13 protein-coding genes are annotated in these 18,263 nt (G+C 41.0%); 5 read left to right on the forward strand and 8 right to left on the reverse strand.

The features are described from left to right. Positions 1-93 precede the first annotated feature (93 nt). The 3 genes from B8983_RS06955 (at position 94) to B8983_RS06965 (ending at position 6,461) form a co-directional block, all read left to right on the forward strand. Positions 94-2,277 (forward strand): cyanophycin synthetase, encoded by a 2,184-nt coding sequence (locus tag B8983_RS06955; RefSeq protein WP_084283418.1) that lies wholly within the window; start codon positions 94-96, stop codon positions 2,275-2,277. After that, the gene (gene cphA / locus B8983_RS06960; protein ID WP_084283419.1) at positions 2,278-4,863 is read left to right on the forward strand and encodes a cyanophycin synthetase; all 2,586 of its coding nucleotides are present in this window, start codon (positions 2,278-2,280) and stop codon (positions 4,861-4,863) included. 224 nt (positions 4,864-5,087) lie between these two features. Further along, positions 5,088-6,461, forward strand: a complete 1,374-nt coding sequence (locus B8983_RS06965) for an amino acid permease (RefSeq protein WP_084283521.1) — start codon at positions 5,088-5,090, stop codon at positions 6,459-6,461. Between the two features lie 17 nt (positions 6,462-6,478). Here the strand turns inward: B8983_RS06965 and B8983_RS06970 are convergent, their stop codons facing one another. The 3 genes from B8983_RS06970 to pepN form a co-directional block, all read right to left on the reverse strand. Then, the gene (locus B8983_RS06970; RefSeq protein ID WP_159460841.1) at positions 6,479-7,531 is read right to left on the reverse strand and encodes an acyltransferase family protein; all 1,053 of its coding nucleotides are present in this window, start codon (positions 7,529-7,531) and stop codon (positions 6,479-6,481) included. A 106-nt stretch (positions 7,532-7,637) separates the two neighbouring features. Continuing rightward, positions 7,638-8,633, reverse strand: coding sequence for a class 1 fructose-bisphosphatase (locus tag B8983_RS06975; protein WP_084283421.1), 996 nt, complete (start codon positions 8,631-8,633; stop codon positions 7,638-7,640). A 22-nt stretch (positions 8,634-8,655) separates the two neighbouring features. Then, positions 8,656-11,235, reverse strand: a complete 2,580-nt coding sequence (gene pepN, locus B8983_RS06980; protein WP_084283422.1) for an aminopeptidase N — start codon at positions 11,233-11,235, stop codon at positions 8,656-8,658. A gap of 146 nt (positions 11,236-11,381) precedes the next feature. Between pepN and B8983_RS06985 the strand changes: the two genes are divergently transcribed. Then, a complete protein-coding gene (locus tag B8983_RS06985) occupies positions 11,382-12,296 on the forward strand; it encodes a DMT family transporter (protein WP_143736125.1) in 915 nt (304 codons plus the stop codon). A 1-nt stretch (position 12,297) separates the two neighbouring features. Here the strand turns inward: B8983_RS06985 and B8983_RS06990 are convergent, their stop codons facing one another. The 4 genes from B8983_RS06990 to B8983_RS07005 are packed head-to-tail and all read right to left on the reverse strand — an operon-like array spanning position 12,298 to position 15,904. Next, positions 12,298-12,948 (reverse strand): ATP-binding cassette domain-containing protein, encoded by a 651-nt coding sequence (locus tag B8983_RS06990; RefSeq protein ID WP_159460842.1) that lies wholly within the window; start codon positions 12,946-12,948, stop codon positions 12,298-12,300. Continuing rightward, positions 12,941-13,636: an ABC transporter permease gene (locus B8983_RS06995; protein ID WP_084283425.1), complete on the reverse strand. Its 696-nt coding sequence runs from the start codon at positions 13,634-13,636 to the stop codon at positions 12,941-12,943. The genes B8983_RS06990 and B8983_RS06995 overlap by 8 nt, the downstream gene beginning before the upstream one ends. Positions 13,637-13,683: 47 nt before the next feature. Continuing rightward, the gene (locus B8983_RS07000; protein ID WP_234986935.1) at positions 13,684-15,135 is read right to left on the reverse strand and encodes a serine/threonine protein kinase; all 1,452 of its coding nucleotides are present in this window, start codon (positions 15,133-15,135) and stop codon (positions 13,684-13,686) included. A gap of 4 nt (positions 15,136-15,139) precedes the next feature. After that, the gene (locus tag B8983_RS07005) at positions 15,140-15,904 is read right to left on the reverse strand and encodes a metallophosphoesterase family protein (protein ID WP_084283426.1); all 765 of its coding nucleotides are present in this window, start codon (positions 15,902-15,904) and stop codon (positions 15,140-15,142) included. A gap of 79 nt (positions 15,905-15,983) precedes the next feature. Here B8983_RS07005 and B8983_RS07010 point away from each other — a divergent pair, with 79 nt between their 5' ends. Beyond that, positions 15,984-16,454 (forward strand): copper chaperone PCu(A)C, encoded by a 471-nt coding sequence (locus B8983_RS07010; RefSeq protein ID WP_084283427.1) that lies wholly within the window; start codon positions 15,984-15,986, stop codon positions 16,452-16,454. Positions 16,455-16,540: 86 nt separating this feature from the next. On the opposite strand, the gene ilvD is transcribed toward B8983_RS07010, so the two are convergent. Then, positions 16,541-18,253, reverse strand: a complete 1,713-nt coding sequence (gene ilvD / locus B8983_RS07015) for a dihydroxy-acid dehydratase (RefSeq protein WP_084283428.1) — start codon at positions 18,251-18,253, stop codon at positions 16,541-16,543. Positions 18,254-18,263: the final 10 nt, after the last annotated feature.

An 18,263-nucleotide genomic window follows, 5' to 3' on the forward strand; every position in this document is an offset into this window, starting at 1 on the left:
GGAGTTATATACATATAAAATGCACTATATGTAGATTTAAATAATTTAATAAACTTATCGATTTATAGCCTTATTACTATCAGAAAAATTTAAATGCCCCAATTACTTGATAAAACAATAGAAATCTTACAAATTAAGCATATTCGTGGTCCAAATATGTGGTGTTGGGTAGAAGTATTAGAGGCATGGATTGATATTGGCGAGTTAGAAGATTATCCGTCCGATAAAATTCCTGGGTTTTATGATCGACTGGTTCAGAAACTGCCTAGTTTGATAGAACACCGTTGTAGTTACGAAGAGCGCGGAGGATTCCTTAAAAGGGTAGAAGAAGGCACTTGGCCTGTTCATATTATGGAACACTTGACTCTCGAATTACAAAGCCTTGCTGGTTTTGCAGGCGGTTTTGGACGCGCTAGAGAGACTACGGATCGGGGAATTTACAAGCTTATTGTAGCCAGCCCTCATGAGGCGGTGACTAGAAAAGCAATTGAATATGCAAGACAACTTTTACTTTCCTTAATTCAAGACCAAACTTTTGATTTGGATGCATGTGTTGAGGACTTAAAAGAGCTAATTGATGACTTATGTCTAGGTCCTAGCACCAGGGCAATCGTCAATGCAGGCGTCCAACAGTTAATACCCTCGATTCGTTTATCGAGTGGCAATTTGGTACAGTTGGGATATGGCGCTCTCCAGAAGCGTATTTGGACCGCAGAAACAGCTCAAACTGGCGCTATAGCTGAAACAATTTCTAGAGATAAAGACTTAACTAAATCTTTACTATCGATGGTTGGGGTGCCAATTCCTGAGGGAGAGCTTGTAGATAGCCCCGAACACGCTTGGGAGGTTGCTCAATCGATTGGCCTGCCTGTCGTGGTCAAACCTCAAGACGGTAATCATGGCCGAGGTGTTTTTACAAACTTACAAACCGAACAAGAAATTACGGCCGCTTACAAAATTGCAGTTGAAGAGGGCAGTGGAGTGTTAGTCGAAAAATTCATTGAAGGCGATGAACATCGTTTATTGGTAGTTGGCAATCATTTAGTTGCCGCCGCTAAAGGCGAAGAGTGCAAAGTGATGGGTGATGGAGTACATACGATACTTGAACTCATTGAATTACAAATTAACTCTGATCCTAGAAGAGGGTCCTCAGAAGACTTTCCTTTAAACCCGGTAAGAATTGATTCAATTGCTCATTTAGAACTTCAAAGCCAAGGTTTTGAGCCCGATAGTATTCCTCCACAAGGTAAGGCAGTCTTGATTCAGAGAAATGGCAATGTGGCATTTGACGTCACTGACTTGGTTCATCCCTCGGTGGCAAAACAAGTTGTTTTGGCAGCGAAAGTGGTTGGTTTAGATATCGCTGGGGTTGATTTAGTGGCTAAAGATATTTCAAAGCCGATGGAAGAGCAAGGCGCAGCGATTGTTGAAGTGAATGCGGGGCCTGGATTACTGATGCATATTAAACCGGCAAAGGGTAAACCTCGCGAAGTAGGGCGAGCAATTATTGAACATTTGTTTCCAAATAATGCTGTCGGCAGAATCCCGGTACTTGGTGTAAGTGGATCCTCTAGCGCCAAAGAGGTGGCTGATATTTGCGCTTACTTATTAAAATTAGCCAATTACTATGTTGGCCTATCAACTCAGCAGGGGCTCTACTTTAATCAACACAGTATACAAAGAATGAATTCCTCTGAGTGGGATAGCGGGCGTCGCACTTTAATGAATCCAATGGTAACTGCTGCTGTGATTCAAGCCACTCCCAAAGGTATTATTAATGAGGGCTTACCATACGACTTATGTCAAGTCGGGGTGGTTACTTCAGTTGACTTACAGCAAACCTTCCCAGAGGACTCAATTGTTGAGGAACGTCAATTGTTTGCCGTCCATCGTACTCAAATTGATGCCTTAATCCCAGAAAAAGGGATTGGTATCTTAAATGCAGATGAAGCAATTGCAGCGGAAATCGCAGAGATAAATCCTGGTAAAGAGATTATTTTCTTTAGCTTACAGGAAGAGAACTCCATCATTCAGAAACATCTTGCTGAGAATAAAAAAGCAATTACAACAACTGCCGATGCAATTCATTTATATGAGGGTGAAAAGCTTTTCTACACCATCCCATTGGTAGATATTGCTTATATACAAGTTCAAAGATCAAACAAGAAAATGTTAGAACTCATGGCGTCAATTGCCGCATTGTGGGCGATGGAGATACCTCTGGAAACGATTGAAGCAGGTCTTGAGGCGTATTCGCTAGAAACGTCGGAGGTTTAAATGGAAGTTCAGCGCATACGAGCACTCAGAGGACCCAATTTATGGAGTCGTCATACAGCGATAGAGGCAATTGTTTATTGTGAAGAGCAAGAACAAGTCATCGATAACTTAGCGGAATTTGAAATTCAATTAAGAACTTTATTTCCACAATTGCGCTTAATGCGGGTAAACCAGATGGATGAGCCGATCTCTATGGCGCTTGTCTTAGAGCATGTTGTTCTGGGGCTCCAAGCACAAGCAGGTTGCCCTGTAACTTTCAGTAGAACGGTTAAAACTAAAGAGCTTGGCGTTTACCAAGTGGTGGTCGAATATAGTGAAGAGTCCGTTGGAAGAATGGCATTCAACTTTGGTCTCGAGCTGATTCAGGCGGCTGTTAACAAACTGCCGTTTGATCTAGATGCGGCTTTAAAAGCATTAAGTGCCGTGGATGAAGATGTTCGTTTAGGTCCAAGTACGGGTTCAATTGTGCAATCTGCGGTTGAAAGAAATATCCCCTATCGGCGTTTAACGCAGGGCAGTTTAGTGCAGTTTGGCTGGGGTAGTAAGCAAAAACGCATTCAAGCGGCTGAGACTAGCCAAACAAGTGCGATCGCTGAAGCCATTGCCCAAGATAAAGAACTTACCAAGGACTTATTACATGCCGCAGGTGTGGCAGTCCCGATGGGTAAAGTAGTTGACAATGTAGAAGATGCGATACAAGTGGCCAATGAGCTAGGAAAGTTAGGTAATACTGTCGTCATTAAACCGCGTGATGGGAATCAAGGTAAAGGGGTCGCTGTCAATATTCAATCAGAATCACAAGTAAGAGATGCTTTTGAAGTTGCACAGCACTATGGTTCAAAAATAATTGTTGAACGGTATATGCCTGGTCAAGATTTTCGGATGTTAGTCGTTGGCGATAAACTAATCGCTGCAGCTAGGCGTGATCCTCCTCATGTGAATGGTGATGGTGTATCCACGATTAAACAGTTAGTTGATACTTTGAACCTTGATCCACTGCGAGGTGATGGACATGCAACCCCTTTAACAAAAATTCGTCTAGACGACATTGCGATCGCTACTTTAGCCAAACAAAATTACACGGTCGACTCCATCCCTCGCGTTGGTGAACGAATCGTGTTGCGAAACAATGCCAACCTCAGTACTGGGGGTACTGCCACGGATGTGACGGAAGATGTCCACCCAGATTTAGCCGCCAGTGCAGTAACTGCCGCGAAGATGGTTGGCTTAGATATTTGTGGTGTGGATGTGGTCTGTGAGGCAGTTTATAAGTCGCTCGAAGAACAAGGTGGCGGTGTGGTAGAAGTGAACGCTGCTCCAGGCTTGCGGATGCATTTGAATCCCTCTTATGGTAAAGCACAACCTGTTGGTGAAGCCATTGTTTCTTTGATGTTCCCACCTGGAGAAAATGGCCGTATTCCAACGGTTGCTGTTTCAGGAACTAATGGTAAAACAACGACGGTTCGGCTCATTACGCATTTAATTCGGGGGACAGGAAAGCGCGTTGGTTTTACGTCGACGGATGGTATTTATATTGAAAATGAAAGAGTAGATACTGGCGATTGTAGCGGTCCCAAAAGTGCTAGAAATATTTTGATGCATCCCGAGGTAGATGCTGCAGTATTTGAAACGGCAAGAGGCGGAATCTTGCGCGAAGGTTTAGGTTTTGATTTGTGTGATGTAGCTGTGATCACCAACTTGGGTGAAGGTGACCATTTGGGAATGGGTTATATCGATACCGTAGATGAGTTAGCTCTCGTTAAAAGTGTCATCGTGCGAAATGTACCGCCCACTGGCATGGCAGTTTTAAATGCTACTGATCCCGCTGTTGCGAAGATGGCAAAAAGTTGTCGTGGCGATGTGACTTTCTTTGGTCTAAATGGACACCATCCAATTATTTCATCACATAGAGCCCAAGGTAAAAGAGCAATTTTTAGACATCAAGATAATTTGCATGTTGTGATTGGCAATCAAGTTCTGAGGAAAATATCGCTGGCTAACATTCCCTTAACTGAAGCGGGAAAAATTGGCTTTCAGGTAGAGAATGTAATGGCATCTGTAGCAGCTGCTTGGGCGTTAAATATCTCTTGGGAACTCATTGAAAAAGGCTTAAGTAGCTTTGTTAGTGATGTAGAAACAGCCCCAGGTAGATTTAACTTATTTACGTTTAATGGGGCAACCGTCATTGCCGACTATGGCCATAATCCAGATGCAATTAGAGCCCTCGTGGAAGCCACTAACTCGATTTCAGCAAAACGTCGCTTTGTGGTGATTAGTGGGGCTGGTGATCGTCGGGATGATGATATTCGTTCACAAACAAAAATTTTAGGAGAAGCATTTGATTCAGTGATTCTGTATGAAGATCAATGTCAACGTGGGCGTGCGGATGGTGAAGTCATTGCTCTCTTAAGAGAGGGTTTGGTTGGCGCAACTAAAACAAAATCGATTGCAGAAATTCGTGGCGAGTTTTTAGCAATTGATACTGCCTTGAACCAACTCCAACCAGATGATTTATGTTTAATATTGATCGATCAAGTTGAAGAGTCCTTACAATATCTAGGGGAACTGACGCAAAAAAACCACTAAATTGAGGCTTTCAGTGATTTATTTTTAAAAAAATCAAAAATAAATTTGGTTGATTTAAAAGAAAAAAGAAGGAAACGTCCCAATCATTTTTATTGATTAAATTAGATTTATCAAAGTACGGACTATGCAAATAGGCCGTATTTTTTTATCCTCCCAATGTCAATTCTGACTTTTACAGGAGGTAATAAGTGTCAATCAATGAAACCCTAGGAACTCTGAATGAGATTGCCGAAAATACTTCACAACACGCTCTAAAACGTCATCTGAAGGCGAGGCATATTCGGCTGATGGCACTCGGCTCTACAATTGGCGTCGGTCTTTTTTTAGGCGCAGGCACAGCGATCTCTCAGGCAGGACCAGCCATCATATTCGGGTATCTATTAGCTGGCTTAGTAGCCTTTGTGGTTCTTCGTGCTTTGGGCGAAATGGCAGTTCATCAACCTGTTGAGGGTTCTTTTGCACAATATGCCAATGATTATGTAAGCCCATTCGTGGGATATATGGTGGGTTGGAGTTATTGGTTTTATTGGATGATTGTCGGCATTGCCGAAGTAACCGCAGTTGGTATATACATGGGCATTTGGTTCCCAGACCTTCCACAATGGATTTGGGCAATCAGCGCGCTACTGATGATGGGCTTGCTAAACTTCATTGCAGTTCGACTATTTGGAGAAATTGAATTTTGGTTTGCACTGATCAAAGTGGTCGCCATTGTAGTGATGATTGGTGTTGGACTTTCCGTCATTGTGTTTGGATTTACCAATGGTTGGGTACCGATTGGCTTTGACAATTTATGGAAACATGGTGGGTTTTTTCCTACTGGCTTGGAAGGATTTTTACTTTCCATCCAAATGGCAATGTTTGCTTATATTGGAATCGAGATGATTGGACTCTCTGCTGGAGAAACAGAAGCACCAGAAAAAACAATTCCCATTGCAATTAATTCATTGATTGTGCGCATTGTTGTATTTTATGTGGGTGCCTTGTTAGTGATTCTAGCTATCTATCCATGGCATGAAATTTCTCATCAAGGAGGTAGTCCGTTTGTAGCGATGTTTGAAAAATTAGGCTTAAGAGAAGCTGCTGGAATTGTAAATTTTGTTGTTATTACTGCAGCCCTATCCTCTTGTAACGCGGGTATTTTTAGTGGTGGAAGATTACTACTAAGTCTTTCGAAGAATGGCTACGCCCCAAAATTTTTACAGAAAATTTCTATATCTGGAGTTCCTCAGACCGCAGTATTTATGACCGTATTTCTTTCCGCAATAGGTACCTTATTAAACTATTATGTACCTGAAAAAGCTTTTCTTTACTTGACTTCAGCACTCACCTTTATTGGGCTTACTGTTTGGATTGCAATCTTATATACGCAAATATGTTTTAGAAGGCAACTCATGGCGCATGAGATAAATACATTAAGTTTTAAATGTGTTTTTTGGCCATTTTCGAGTTACTTAGCTTCGTTTTTAATTATGGTTGTGATTGGAATTATTTCTTACTATGAAGAAACTCGCATAGGGCTATATGTTGCCGGAACGATTTTCGCTACGTTAATTCTTTTTTACTACGTATTAGGTTTTCATAAGAAAAGTAATTGAACTTCAAGCTTTCGGCATCAGCGAATCTGAAATGTTCTAGCAGGAAATTCAATTCGTTGATACAAAAGATGAGCTGCTACCCAACTGAAAATCATGATGATAGCCATCATCATGATGGCAACAATGGGGTTGTTAAAACCTAATAAGAAATATACGGTATTACCAAGTAAGATAAATGAAAAGTGAATCAAAAAGGCACAGTATGATCTTTGACTAATCCAAATTAAATACTTTGCCCAATGAATGGATGATGCCTGGTAGGGGAGCTTTCCTTTCCAAATCAACAAAGCAGCCACGCAGTAGGCAAGTGCATTTTTAATCGATAATTCAAATAGAATAGAAGAGAAAATAATGACACCAAAAGTGATAAATAAAACTTTTGCAAGAAGTTTAGTGGATTGATGTAAGTCATCATTCCACAGAAATGCAATCATTCCTAAACCGTAGACACCAATAAAATAAATAAAATAATTCTCATAAGCACTCTCTTGACTAAAGTAACAAAAGGCACTCAACATGAAAATACTGAGACAAAAGATTGATTTCTTGTAAGATTTTAAAAAGAAAAAAATCGTTGCAAAAAAGAAATAAAGTTGCCAATCAATAGCTACGTACCAAACGCCTAAAGAAATCGATTCGAAACCTAATATTTGTTGCAGTAAGATCAAGTGACTTAGAACTTGCCAGAGCGTTTCTGGTTGACCCATATATAACTCGTAATTAAAAGATCGGGCGATAGTGGCGCAAACAATCGTAAAAATCAAGGCAGTGAAATAGGTCGGCACGAGTCGCAAATAGCGGTTAAATACAGGGATGATGAGACCTTTCGTGCTTACTTGAGTCGAAATATTTTTGATAGCCAAATACCCTCCCATGACCAAAAATATCTCTACAGCGTAACGGCCGTAATTTCCTAACCATTCAAAAATCGCCGGCCATAATTCCCTTGCAGCATAGGAAATTTGCCCATAGTTACTGAGATGATGAAGAATAATAATTTGAACAGCAATCGACTTTAATAAATCGATTGTGAAAAAATGATTTTTTAGATTAGTAGGTTGTTGAACCATTTCCTTAAATGCACATAAGTTAAGCAAATATATTTGCGTTATGTGCATTCTAATCTAATGACAACTGATTTTTTAAAATTCAGCTGTCATTGGTTAGATCAAATAATTATCGATCGAGATGATATTCGTGTACCCGAGACACTTCATTTTTGGAGCCTAAGATGACTGAAACGCGTTCATGGAGTTGACTAGGCTTGATTGACAAAATAGTCTCTTTGCCGTTGATACTTAAGCCCCCAGCTTGCTCGACTAAGAAACTCATCGGATTTGCCTCATATAAAAGTCTGAGTTTGCCAGGTTTTGATGGATCTCTTTTATCCCATGGGTACATAAAGATTCCACCTCGAGTTAAGACACGATGAACATCCGCTACCATCGAAGCAATCCAACGCATATTAAAGTCTTTAGCACGTGGCCCTTCCTTACCTGCTAAACATTCATCAACGTAACGTTTAACGGGCTCGTCCCAATGCCGCATGTTGGACATATTGATCGCAAATTCTTTGGTATCTTCTGGAATAAGTACATTTGATTTAGTCAGAATAAAATCACGTGTTTTAGGGTCTAAGGTGAACATGTGAACACCCGACCCAGTTGTGAAGGTTAGGATGGTTTGTGGGCCATACAATGCGTAACCAGCAACGACTTGCTGTTGACCCGCCTGTAAAAAATCATCCTCAGTAACTGATTTACCCATAGTGGTTTCAAGGATTGAAAAAATCGTACCAATCGAAACGTTCACATCGATATTCGATGAACCGTCCAGTGGATCAAATAATAAAAGGTATTTGCCTTTTGGTAGGTTATCTGGGATAGGGTAGATGGTATCCATTTCTTCTGAGGCCATACCTGCTAATAGACCAGATGCTACATTGTCTTCTAACAAAATATCATTCGAAAGGATATCTAATTTTTGCTGAGTTTCTCCTTGGATGTTGCCACTTCCTGCTGAACCCAAAATATTATCAAGAGCACCTCTATTGACGGCACTACTGATCGAGTCGCAAGATTTTGCAACTTGCATGAGTAGTTGCTTTAACTGATCTGGAATATTTTGTTGTTCCAAAAACACTGCTAAATGAGGAGATGAGGAGTTTGACATAGTGATTTGAATGATTATTTATTTAATTTAAGGCTTTTTGAATAACTTCTTTAACATCATTAGACAACGGATTTGTTAAAAGTTTTTCTAGTTGAGAGTGCATTATCGCTTGATAAGGCGCATCAAATTTTTTCCAACGGTCTAAGGCTCTAGCCAGTCTGGCTGCAACTTGTGGATTAATCCCATCTAGTTCTAGAACATTGTCATACCAAAATTCATATCCTTCTCCAGAGGCATCATGAAAACCAGCTGGATTATTCATGCAGAAAGTATGAATCACACTTCGGACACGATTGGGGTTGCGCATTTTGAAATCTGAGTGCAGTTTTAATTTTCGGATGTCTTGAACGATCTTTCCTGACTGTTTTGGCGGTTTACTGGCTTGAATGGCAAACCACTTGTCTAAGGCTAAGTCATTACCTTGGTGACGCTGATAAAAAAGATTTAAAGCTTCTGCGGCAAAGCTGCTTTCATAGTGCACGAGCAGCGTTAGCGCGGCTAAAAAATCAGTCATATTGTCACAATTTTTCAATTGTTCAAAAGCGATGGCTTCAAATTTAGCAAGGTTAGAATCCAATAACATTTTTAACGCGAAATTCTTTAAGGCCCTTTTACCCGCATCAACTGCATTTGGACTATATGGTGAGGCAATGAGATTCGCTTCATAGAGGTTTTCCCACTCATTGATTAAACGTACTCCTAGTACGTTTTGATAATGCACTTTTGCGTGATGGACTATTTGTGGATCAACTGTCTCTAACTGCTCATGTAAATAAGTCTCGGCGGGCAGGGTAAAGCAAAGCTCTTTAAACGCGGGATCTAAAGTAGGATCGAGCATGAGTTTACGATAACCCTCAATCAAGGGGTCACTTGGAGCAATGTTGTTGAGAATGTTGTTAGAAGCAATTTTTTGGATAGCTTCCCATCGATTGAACGCATTATCATCTTGGTCAAACAGGAACAGTAATTCATTTTCAGGCTGATCAAAGTTCAGGATGACCGGTGCTGAAAAATCACGATTGATCGACAAAATAGGTTTTGTCTGGATGTTCTTGAGCACCACCTGTTGTTCAGTTTCTTTCAATTCAATCAAGAACTCATCGCTAGCTTGACCGGGAACGAGTAATTTGGTCTTTAACGGAATGTGAAAAGGTGCTTTTACTGATTGATTAGGCGTTGGTGGACAAGTCTGGCTAATCTGGAGGGTATAAGTTTTTGCTACCTCATTATATTGCTCTTTGATGCTAACTTGAGGCGTTCCTGCCTGACTGTACCAGTATTGAAATTGTTTGGCATCAAACTGATTTGCGTCTGCCATGCACGCCAAGAAATCATCACAAGTTACTGCCTGGCCATCATGTCGAGCAAAGTAAAGTTTCATACCCTTCATAAAACCGGTTTCACCCAAGAGTGTATGTAGCATACGGACTACTTCAGCACCTTTCTCATAGACGGTGACTGTATAAAAGTTGTTGATTTCTTGATAACTATCTGGCCGAATTGGATGGGCCATTGGCCCAGCATCTTCTGGAAACTGAACTTGTCTGAGTAATCTCACATCTTCAATTCTTTTCACTGTTCTGCCAGAGTCTGAACCCATGAGATCGGCCGAGAATTCTTGGTCACGAAAAACCGTGAGACCTTCTTTTAAGGAAAGTTGAAACCAATCTCTACAAGTAACGCGATTACCGGTCCAGTTATGAAAATATTCATGACCAACGACACTTTCAATATTGGCAAAGTCTATATCCGTAGCAGTGTGTTGGTCCGCTAAAACATATTTGGTATTAAAGATGTTTAAACCTTTATTTTCCATCGCTCCCATGTTGAAATCACCCACCGCGACAATCATAAAACGCTCGAGATCTAGTTCTAGCCCAAATCTTTTTTCATCCCACTCAATCGAATGAATCAGACTTTCCATAGCATGCTTTGTTCTGGATAAATCTTTCTTTTCAACCCAAATTTGTAGTAATTTTTTACTCCCAGAGTTCGTTATGTATTGCCTCTCAAGTACTTCGAGTTTGCCAGCAACTAAAGCAAATAAATAAGAGGGCTTTGGAAAAGGGTCTTCCCAGACAGCAAAGTGCCAACCATTATTTAACTCGCCCTCTTCAATGAGATTACCATTGGATAGCAAAACAGGGTAGTCCACTTTTGATGCATTTAATTTGACCGTAAATTTAGTAAGAACATCAGGCTGGTCAAGAAAATAAGTGATTTTTCTAAAACCCTCAGCCTCACATTGGGTAAAGAAATTATCATTGGAAACATATAAACCCATCAAACTCGAATTGATATTTGGCTGATTAGAGCAGTTAATTTCGAGATCAAATACCTCTGGTAAATGATGCACTGTCAACTCTTTGCTATTCACTTCAAAGTCACGATAGTCTTCTTGATTGACAGCAATGCTAATCAGCTCTAACTCTTCACCTTTTAAAACTAGTGACCCAGGACCTAAACGCCTCATGTGCAGGGTGGATTTGACAATTGTTTTATTAGGATTTAAAGAAAATTCTAAATAAACTTGATCAATGGCGAAATTTGGTGCGAGGTAATCTTCTCGGAGAAAGATCGTGGGATTATCTAAATTATTCATACATCTATTGTATTGGTTGGGAGGTGGAATGCAGAATACTTTTAGAGATTCAGTGTCATTACCTCGGATATTTGGTGTAAAACCTTTTTATAAAAAAATAATCCTAGCATGATTACTCCACCTAAATCAGGTTGATTGGTTTTTTATTGCATAATAATAGAGTGAAAATTAAAAATATTATTGACTTTATTTTGTTAAGCGCCCTTTGGGGAGGGTCTTACGTCTTTATGAAGTTTACGGCAGGCTATATTGAGCCAATCGTGGTCGCTGAATCACGGATGTTGATCGCCGCAGTTTGCTTGGGGTTTATTAGCCTATTTAATCGGCATTGGTGGCAACATATGAAGATGACTTGGCCCCAATATCAAAAAACTTTTGTCATCTCCATCTTTAACTCAGTCCTACCATTTATTCTATTTACTTATGCCATGCAGTCTTTGAATGCTGGTATTGGCGCCATCTTAAATGCAACATCTCCTATTTGGACTGCCATTATTGCTGCTTTTTGGCTGAAGGATCGTTTGAGCCCTTCTCGATTATTGGGCTTGTTCTTGGGATTTTTAGGAATTGTTTTATTGGTTTGGGGTAAAGTTGATTTTTCTGTTGGCGGTTTAGGACTGCCATTTTTAGCGAGTATTGGTGTAACTATTTCCTACGGCTTTGCCACTAACTATATGAAAAAATACTGTGATGGTATTCATCCGATTGGCATGACCTTAGTTAGTATGATCATGGGCTCATTTATTTTGGCGATCCCCGCCTATCAATACTTTCCAACGGGCTTGGTACCTAACATAGCTTGGATTGGGATGGTTGGCCTTGGGGTTGGGTCAACGGCAATCGCTTATTTTTTGTTTTATCGATTAATTGAGCAAACCAGTCCTTCAATTGCAATTTCTACGACATTCTTAGTGCCAGTGTTCAGTATTTTATGGGGAGATATTTTCCTGCATGAAGAGCCAACCTTGCGCATGATTCTTTGTGGAGGCGTTATTTTGCTGGGAACGGCACTAGCTGTTGGCATTTTGCCGATCAAGAGAGTTCGTCGAGCTTCTGCTTAATTTACAAACTTTGATTTTCTTCAAAGTGCCGGTGCGTTGCCTGAACACAACGAATTTGACCGTTCTCCAATTGCACGACATGCTCACTTAGGCGTTGAACCTGAGGCAGGTCATGCGACACAATCAGAAATTTTGTTCCTTCCTTGGTCATTTCAATAATAAAATTTTCAATTAATTTTTTTGACGCATTATCTAAGGACGAGGTTGGTTCATCGAGAAGAATCAATTGGGCATTTAATAAGTAAGCCCTTGCCAGTGCAAGCCGTTGTTTTTCTCCCGTCGATAAAAGGGGGGCTGGACTTTTACTTAGCTCAATTAATTGAAATTTAGCCATGACGTCATCCACAAAGCTTGCTTGAATTGTTTGATCGACATCCCTCAAGAGCATTAGGTTTTGTTTGACACTCATTTTTAAGACAGTAGATTGGTTATGCACCATACAGGTGGTGATTGCTGGAAACTCAATGCTACCCTTTGTGATTTTATTTAAACCAGCAATCGACTTTAATAAACTGGTTTTACCTGAACCATTTGAACCTACGATACAAGTGATTGTTTCAATTGGAATTGCTGCTTGATCGATTTTGAGGATGGATTTGTGATCGCTTCGAAGGTCGATATTGCTGAGATGAATTGTGAATTTTTCAGCCATACTTTCTTTCTGCCGCTGATTTAATAAAATTTGCAATCCCATTAATAAAAAGAACTAAGCCCATGAGGACAATCCCAAGAGCTAAAGCTAAGGGTAGGTCACCTTTACTTGTTTCTAAAGAGATTGCCGTTGTCATCGTTCTGGTTGCATGTGCGATATTTCCTCCCACAATCATCACCGCACCCACTTCAGAGATCGCTCTTCCAAAGCCGGCTAATAAGGCGATGACTAAAGAAAACCGGCATTCCCATAAAATCCATTTAATGATTAACAACCTTGTTAAATGAAAGGATTGCAGTGTTTGAGAGTGTTGGCTCCATGCGTCAGCAATAATTTGTCTAGAAATTGCTGCAATGAGTGGGATAGTGATGAGGCTTTGGGCAACAATCATGCCCTTCATTGTAAAAAGCAGACCAAATGCTCCTAAAGGACCACTTCGTGATAATAATAAATAAATACAAACACCCACGATGACTGTTGGGACGTTCATCAAAGAATTGAGTAGTGTAACCAGCACATGGCTGCCAATGAATTTATTGGTCGCTAAGAAACCACCGATTGGTAATCCAATAATGGTGCCGAAGATCACAGCAGTTAAGCTGGTTTGAATGGATACAGCCACAATCTGCCAAACTTCAGAGTCAAATTGCTTTAGCAAGGTTGCAGCTTGGACAAATGCTTCCCACATATGATTGAGTTTAAGTTCGGTAAACGGCTATTTTAGCCTCATCCGAATCATTCTGCTAACTTTACAACATGGACAATGCATTTTGCTTCCTCAACAATTTTGGTCATATTAGAACGCCATGGTCTTAAGTTACTAGCTGTGACGTGAGAGGCCTGGCCAGTAATAATCATTGCTGCATCGTTATCATTTGCGAATTCAACGATTCTTGCTGCTGCGTCAAGGGACTCAAGGACATGAAAAGATGTTTTTTCAGAAGAGAGTTGCATCGGGGCCATCCATTCCATCATCTGCACCAGATGGCCACGTACGATACCGCTCGCAGAGTCCATTTCTTTGTCACCCTCAAACGTTGGGGTATTGGCAATGACGGTAATACAAGAGACTCTGCCCTCGGCATATATTTGTAAAATATTCTTTAAGGAACGTTGCATTTTGGCTTGGAGCGCCGCTGAGCTATTTGGTAAATCTAAGGCAACAATGACCAAAGGGGTGAGTTCATAGGCAATGGTAGATTGAATGATTGGTGATGATTCATATCCAGCTGCACGGAACCAGCGCTTAAATGCCCCCCAAAAACTTATGGGCTTTATCAGAGCTGCCCGGCTCGTTAAAGTAACGCTATCAAGGTTACGAAGTAATTGTCGGAGTTGGGTCGCACTTTGGTAACGATCCTTGGCGAATGGCTCAAGACATCTTAAGATGATTTCTTGCAAAGCTGGGGGAATTTCCGGGCGATATACTCTTGGTGGAATCGGTTGCGCCCAAAAGCGTTTCTTTAAACCCGTCATTGAACTGGGGTTATCAAAAGGTAATTCTGCTGTGAGCAATTCGTAAAGTATCACACCCAAAGAGTAAATATCACTGCGCAAATCATTTCTTACTCCCACAATTTGTTCTGGTGCAATGTAGGGCGCAGAGCCGATACCTTTGCGCATTTCTTCAGCCAATAAATCGGGAAACCTCGCATGGTGAGCCAAACCAAAGTCGATCAAGGTTACTTCTAAATTTTTGTTGATAAGAACATTATCTGGCTTGAGGTCGAGATGAATTACTTCTTGGGAATGTAGGTTTTGAATTGCTTGCGCAATATTAGAAGTAATTTTTATTGCTAAATCAATCGGCAGATTGCCTTCTCTTTGAATCATTGTTTCTAAGGATTCACCCTCAATCCGCTCCATGGCGATAAAGGGGTTTTTTGCCATGGATCCTGAGCCAATAAACTGAGGAGCATAAGGACTTTTCAAGGCCCGCAAGATGGTTAATTCAGTTTCAAATGCAATTAAACTTTCTACGGGTTGATCTTTCCCTACTCTTGGAATTTTTAGAAGAATAGGATGATCTATTCCTTCTTTAGTCGCGGAGAAAAGTACTGCCATACCACCTCGGTAGATTTCTTCGCCAACTAAAAAACCTTTGATCATTTTTCCTGTTTGGAAAATATCTTCGACCGCCTCGATTGCAATTGAATAAGGTGATTCTTGTTTAAAAAAAGATTTCAACGGATTAGTTCCCCGTCAGCAAGCGTTTGGCTAGAGCGTCTGGTAAACCATGCATTTGAACTTTTTTAGCGGCCATTTCGTGATTGTAGGAGACCCTATGAAAATATAGACTTTCGTTTTCAACATCAAAAAGAGCATAATTTGCTTTGGGGCTTCCGTCCCGAGGTTGTCCGGTGGATCCTACGACAGAAACCCAACGTCGATGATGACCGATGGGAATTTCATCGCCCGCATGCGGCTCAAAGCGGATTAATTTGCCTACTGAACTTTGGAAAAATAGTGCTTGATCATGAACATGTCCAACAAAGGTATACGTTTTTTCCGAGGCCTCTGCACATCGCCAAGCAGACATGCCATCATTTACATAAAGCCATTTTTCTGGAGATTGAGCTGATGCATGGACATAGCAACGATCTTCCTCACGAATGATATAGGGAAGGTTTTTTAAAAAATGTAAATGAGACTTTTCTAGTTGTGAGATGGTCCAGTCAATGGCGACTCTTGCTTCTGGATTCATTTCAAATGCGTTATTTTCATAACAAGCTTGGTCATGATTACCCTTCACCGCAATTGCTTTTCCCTCGGCAATCAGTGTCATTACGCGTTCAAGTACCTCAACTGGACTAGCGTTATATCCAATCAAATCACCAAGAAACACGTACCGCGTTGCTCCCGCCTCATCGGCATGCTTCAAACAAGCCTCAAGTGCTTCAATATTGCTATGAATATCAGCAAATAATGCAATTTTGTCATTACTAGTAGCCTTCATACACCCTTTTCAAATCCAAGAACTTTTAGCAATCGCTAAGTTAAAATCAACATTCTTCTATCTATTTTGGAAAGTAATAATGAAAATCTTCAAAACCTCACAATTGATTTTTGCATTGATGATTTCTGCTGTACTTAGTTTATCAGCCCCAGTCGTGAATGCACAATCTGTACAAATTAAAGATGCTTTTGCCAGAGCTACAAATCCAGGTCAAAGCGTCGGTGGTGGATATTTAACGATTGAAAATCCAAATGCGACTGCTGATAAATTAATGAGCGTCACCTATGCCAAGGCTTCCAGCGTACAGATTCACGAAATGAAAATGGACGGCGATAAGATGATCATGCGTGACATTGGTACATTAGCGATTCCAGCGAAATCCAAGGTGGAATTAAAGCCGGGTGGATATCATTTAATGTTAATGGGTTTAAAAGAACAGTTAAATGATGGCGATGTCATTGCGGTTACATTGCAGTTCGAAAAAGCGGGCAAAGTAGAAGTGAATATGCCTGTCAGAGCGATGTCACATGGCAAGATGCATAACCATTAATTGAACATTAAAAAAACCCCAAACAGTAACTCGTACTCTTTGGGGTTGTGCTTAGTCAAATCAGTCACTAAGTTTAGTCGTTAACTTTAGTCATTTTCTAAATTCAGATTCAAGTCAGTAACTGCACCTTTACTCGCAGTACTGGCTAATTTTGCATATTTCGCTAGGACACCACGGGTATATTTCGGAGCAGGTTTTTTCCAGTTAGCACGACGCCTTGCAATTTCTTCCTCTGCAACATTCAGTTGAATGAGTTGTTGGTGTGCATCAATCGTGATGGAGTCGCCTTCTTCAATCAATGCGATGGTACCGCCAACAAAAGCCTCAGGGGATACGTGACCCACTACCATGCCCCAAGTGCCACCAGAAAATCTACCATCCGTAATTAAACCAACGGTCTCTCCAAACCCTTGCCCAACTAGAGCTGAGGTAGGCGCTAACATTTCTCTCATGCCAGGTCCGCCTTTTGGCCCTTCATATCGAATGACAACCACATCACCATGGGTAATTTTATTTGCCATGATGGCGGCCATACAATCATCTTCAGAGTTAAAAACTTTTGCTGGTCCAGTAATACTTGGGTTTTTTAAACCGGTAATTTTGGCAACACAACCTTCAGGGGAAATATTCCCTTTCAAAATTGCTAAATGACCTTGTTCATACATTGGGTTTTCAATCGGGCGAATCACGAATTGATCAGCTCTTGGCGTTGCTGGAACATCTTCTAGCACCTCGGCGATTGTTTTACCTGTAATTGTGAGACAGTCACCATGTAATAAACCGGCTACGAGTAGCATCTTCATCACTTGTGGAATACCACCTGCAAGATGTAAATCAGTTGCTAAGTACTTGCCAGATGGCTTCATATCAACCAAGACGGGTACTTTACGACGAATTCTTTCAAAGTCGTCAATCGTCCATTCCACCTCTGCGGCACTAGCAATCGCTAAAAAGTGTAAGACTGCATTGGTTGATCCACCAACAGCCATGATTACACTGACTGCATTTTCAATAGATTTTTTTGTAATGATATCGCGTGGACGTAGATTGTTTTTTACGGCCTCAATTAAAACCCGGGCTGATTCTGCGGTACTATCCACTTTTTCTTGATCAACATTGGACATGGTTGAAGAATAAGGCAGACTCATCCCTAAAGCTTCAAACGCAGAGCTCATGGTATTGGCCGTGTACATACCACCACATGAACCGCTACTTGGACAAGCATTTTGTTCAACACCTTTTAGATCTTCTTCGCTCATGCGGCCTGAAGTAAATTCACCAACCGCCTCGAAAGCAGAAACAATATTGAGTTCACGACCTTTATAGTGACCAGCTTTAATGGTGCCACCATAAACATAAATACTTGGCACATTGGTTCTGGCCATCGCCATCATGCCACCAGGCATGTTCTTATCGCAACCACCGATCACAATCACACCGTCTTGCCAAAGACCATTGACACAAGTTTCAATCGAATCTGCAATGACCTCTCTTGAAATTAAGGAGTATTTCATGCCCTCAGTACCCATTCCCATTCCGTCAGAAATCGTTGGTGTACCAAAAATTTGTGAATTCGCACCACCATTCTCTAGGGCTTCCACTGCGGCGTCCGCCAACTTTTGGAGACCACTGTTGCAAGGCGTAATGGTGGAGTGACCATTGGCTACACCAATCATTGGCTTCTTAAAGTCAGCTTCTTGGTATCCCATTGCATAGTACATGGAGCGATTGGGTGCACGAGCAACCCCTTCGGTAATATTACGGGAACGACGATTTACGGGGCTTTTTTCTTCTGACATCTAAATCTCC

Source organism: Polynucleobacter kasalickyi (assembly GCF_900176405.1).
Taxonomy (GTDB): domain Bacteria; phylum Pseudomonadota; class Gammaproteobacteria; order Burkholderiales; family Burkholderiaceae; genus Polynucleobacter; species Polynucleobacter kasalickyi.

What these genes read in the sequence shown, in the direction of transcription:
- B8983_RS06955 (WP_084283418.1), top strand. Translation starts at nt 94, where the DNA reads ATGCCCCAATTACTTGATAAAACAATAGAAATCTTACAAATTAAGCAT.
- cphA (WP_084283419.1), top strand. Translation starts at nt 2,278, where the DNA reads ATGGAAGTTCAGCGCATACGAGCACTCAGAGGACCCAATTTATGGAGT.
- B8983_RS06970 (WP_159460841.1), bottom strand. Translation starts at nt 7,531, where the DNA reads ATGGTTCAACAACCTACTAATCTAAAAAATCATTTTTTCACAATCGAT.
- B8983_RS06975 (WP_084283421.1), bottom strand. Translation starts at nt 8,633, where the DNA reads ATGTCAAACTCCTCATCTCCTCATTTAGCAGTGTTTTTGGAACAACAA.
- pepN (WP_084283422.1), bottom strand. Translation starts at nt 11,235, where the DNA reads ATGAATAATTTAGATAATCCCACGATCTTTCTCCGAGAAGATTACCTC.
- B8983_RS06990 (WP_159460842.1), bottom strand. Translation starts at nt 12,948, where the DNA reads ATGGCTGAAAAATTCACAATTCATCTCAGCAATATCGACCTTCGAAGC.
- B8983_RS06995 (WP_084283425.1), bottom strand. Translation starts at nt 13,636, where the DNA reads ATGTGGGAAGCATTTGTCCAAGCTGCAACCTTGCTAAAGCAATTTGAC.
- B8983_RS07005 (WP_084283426.1), bottom strand. Translation starts at nt 15,904, where the DNA reads ATGAAGGCTACTAGTAATGACAAAATTGCATTATTTGCTGATATTCAT.
- B8983_RS07010 (WP_084283427.1), top strand. Translation starts at nt 15,984, where the DNA reads ATGAAAATCTTCAAAACCTCACAATTGATTTTTGCATTGATGATTTCT.
- ilvD (WP_084283428.1), bottom strand. Translation starts at nt 18,253, where the DNA reads ATGTCAGAAGAAAAAAGCCCCGTAAATCGTCGTTCCCGTAATATTACC.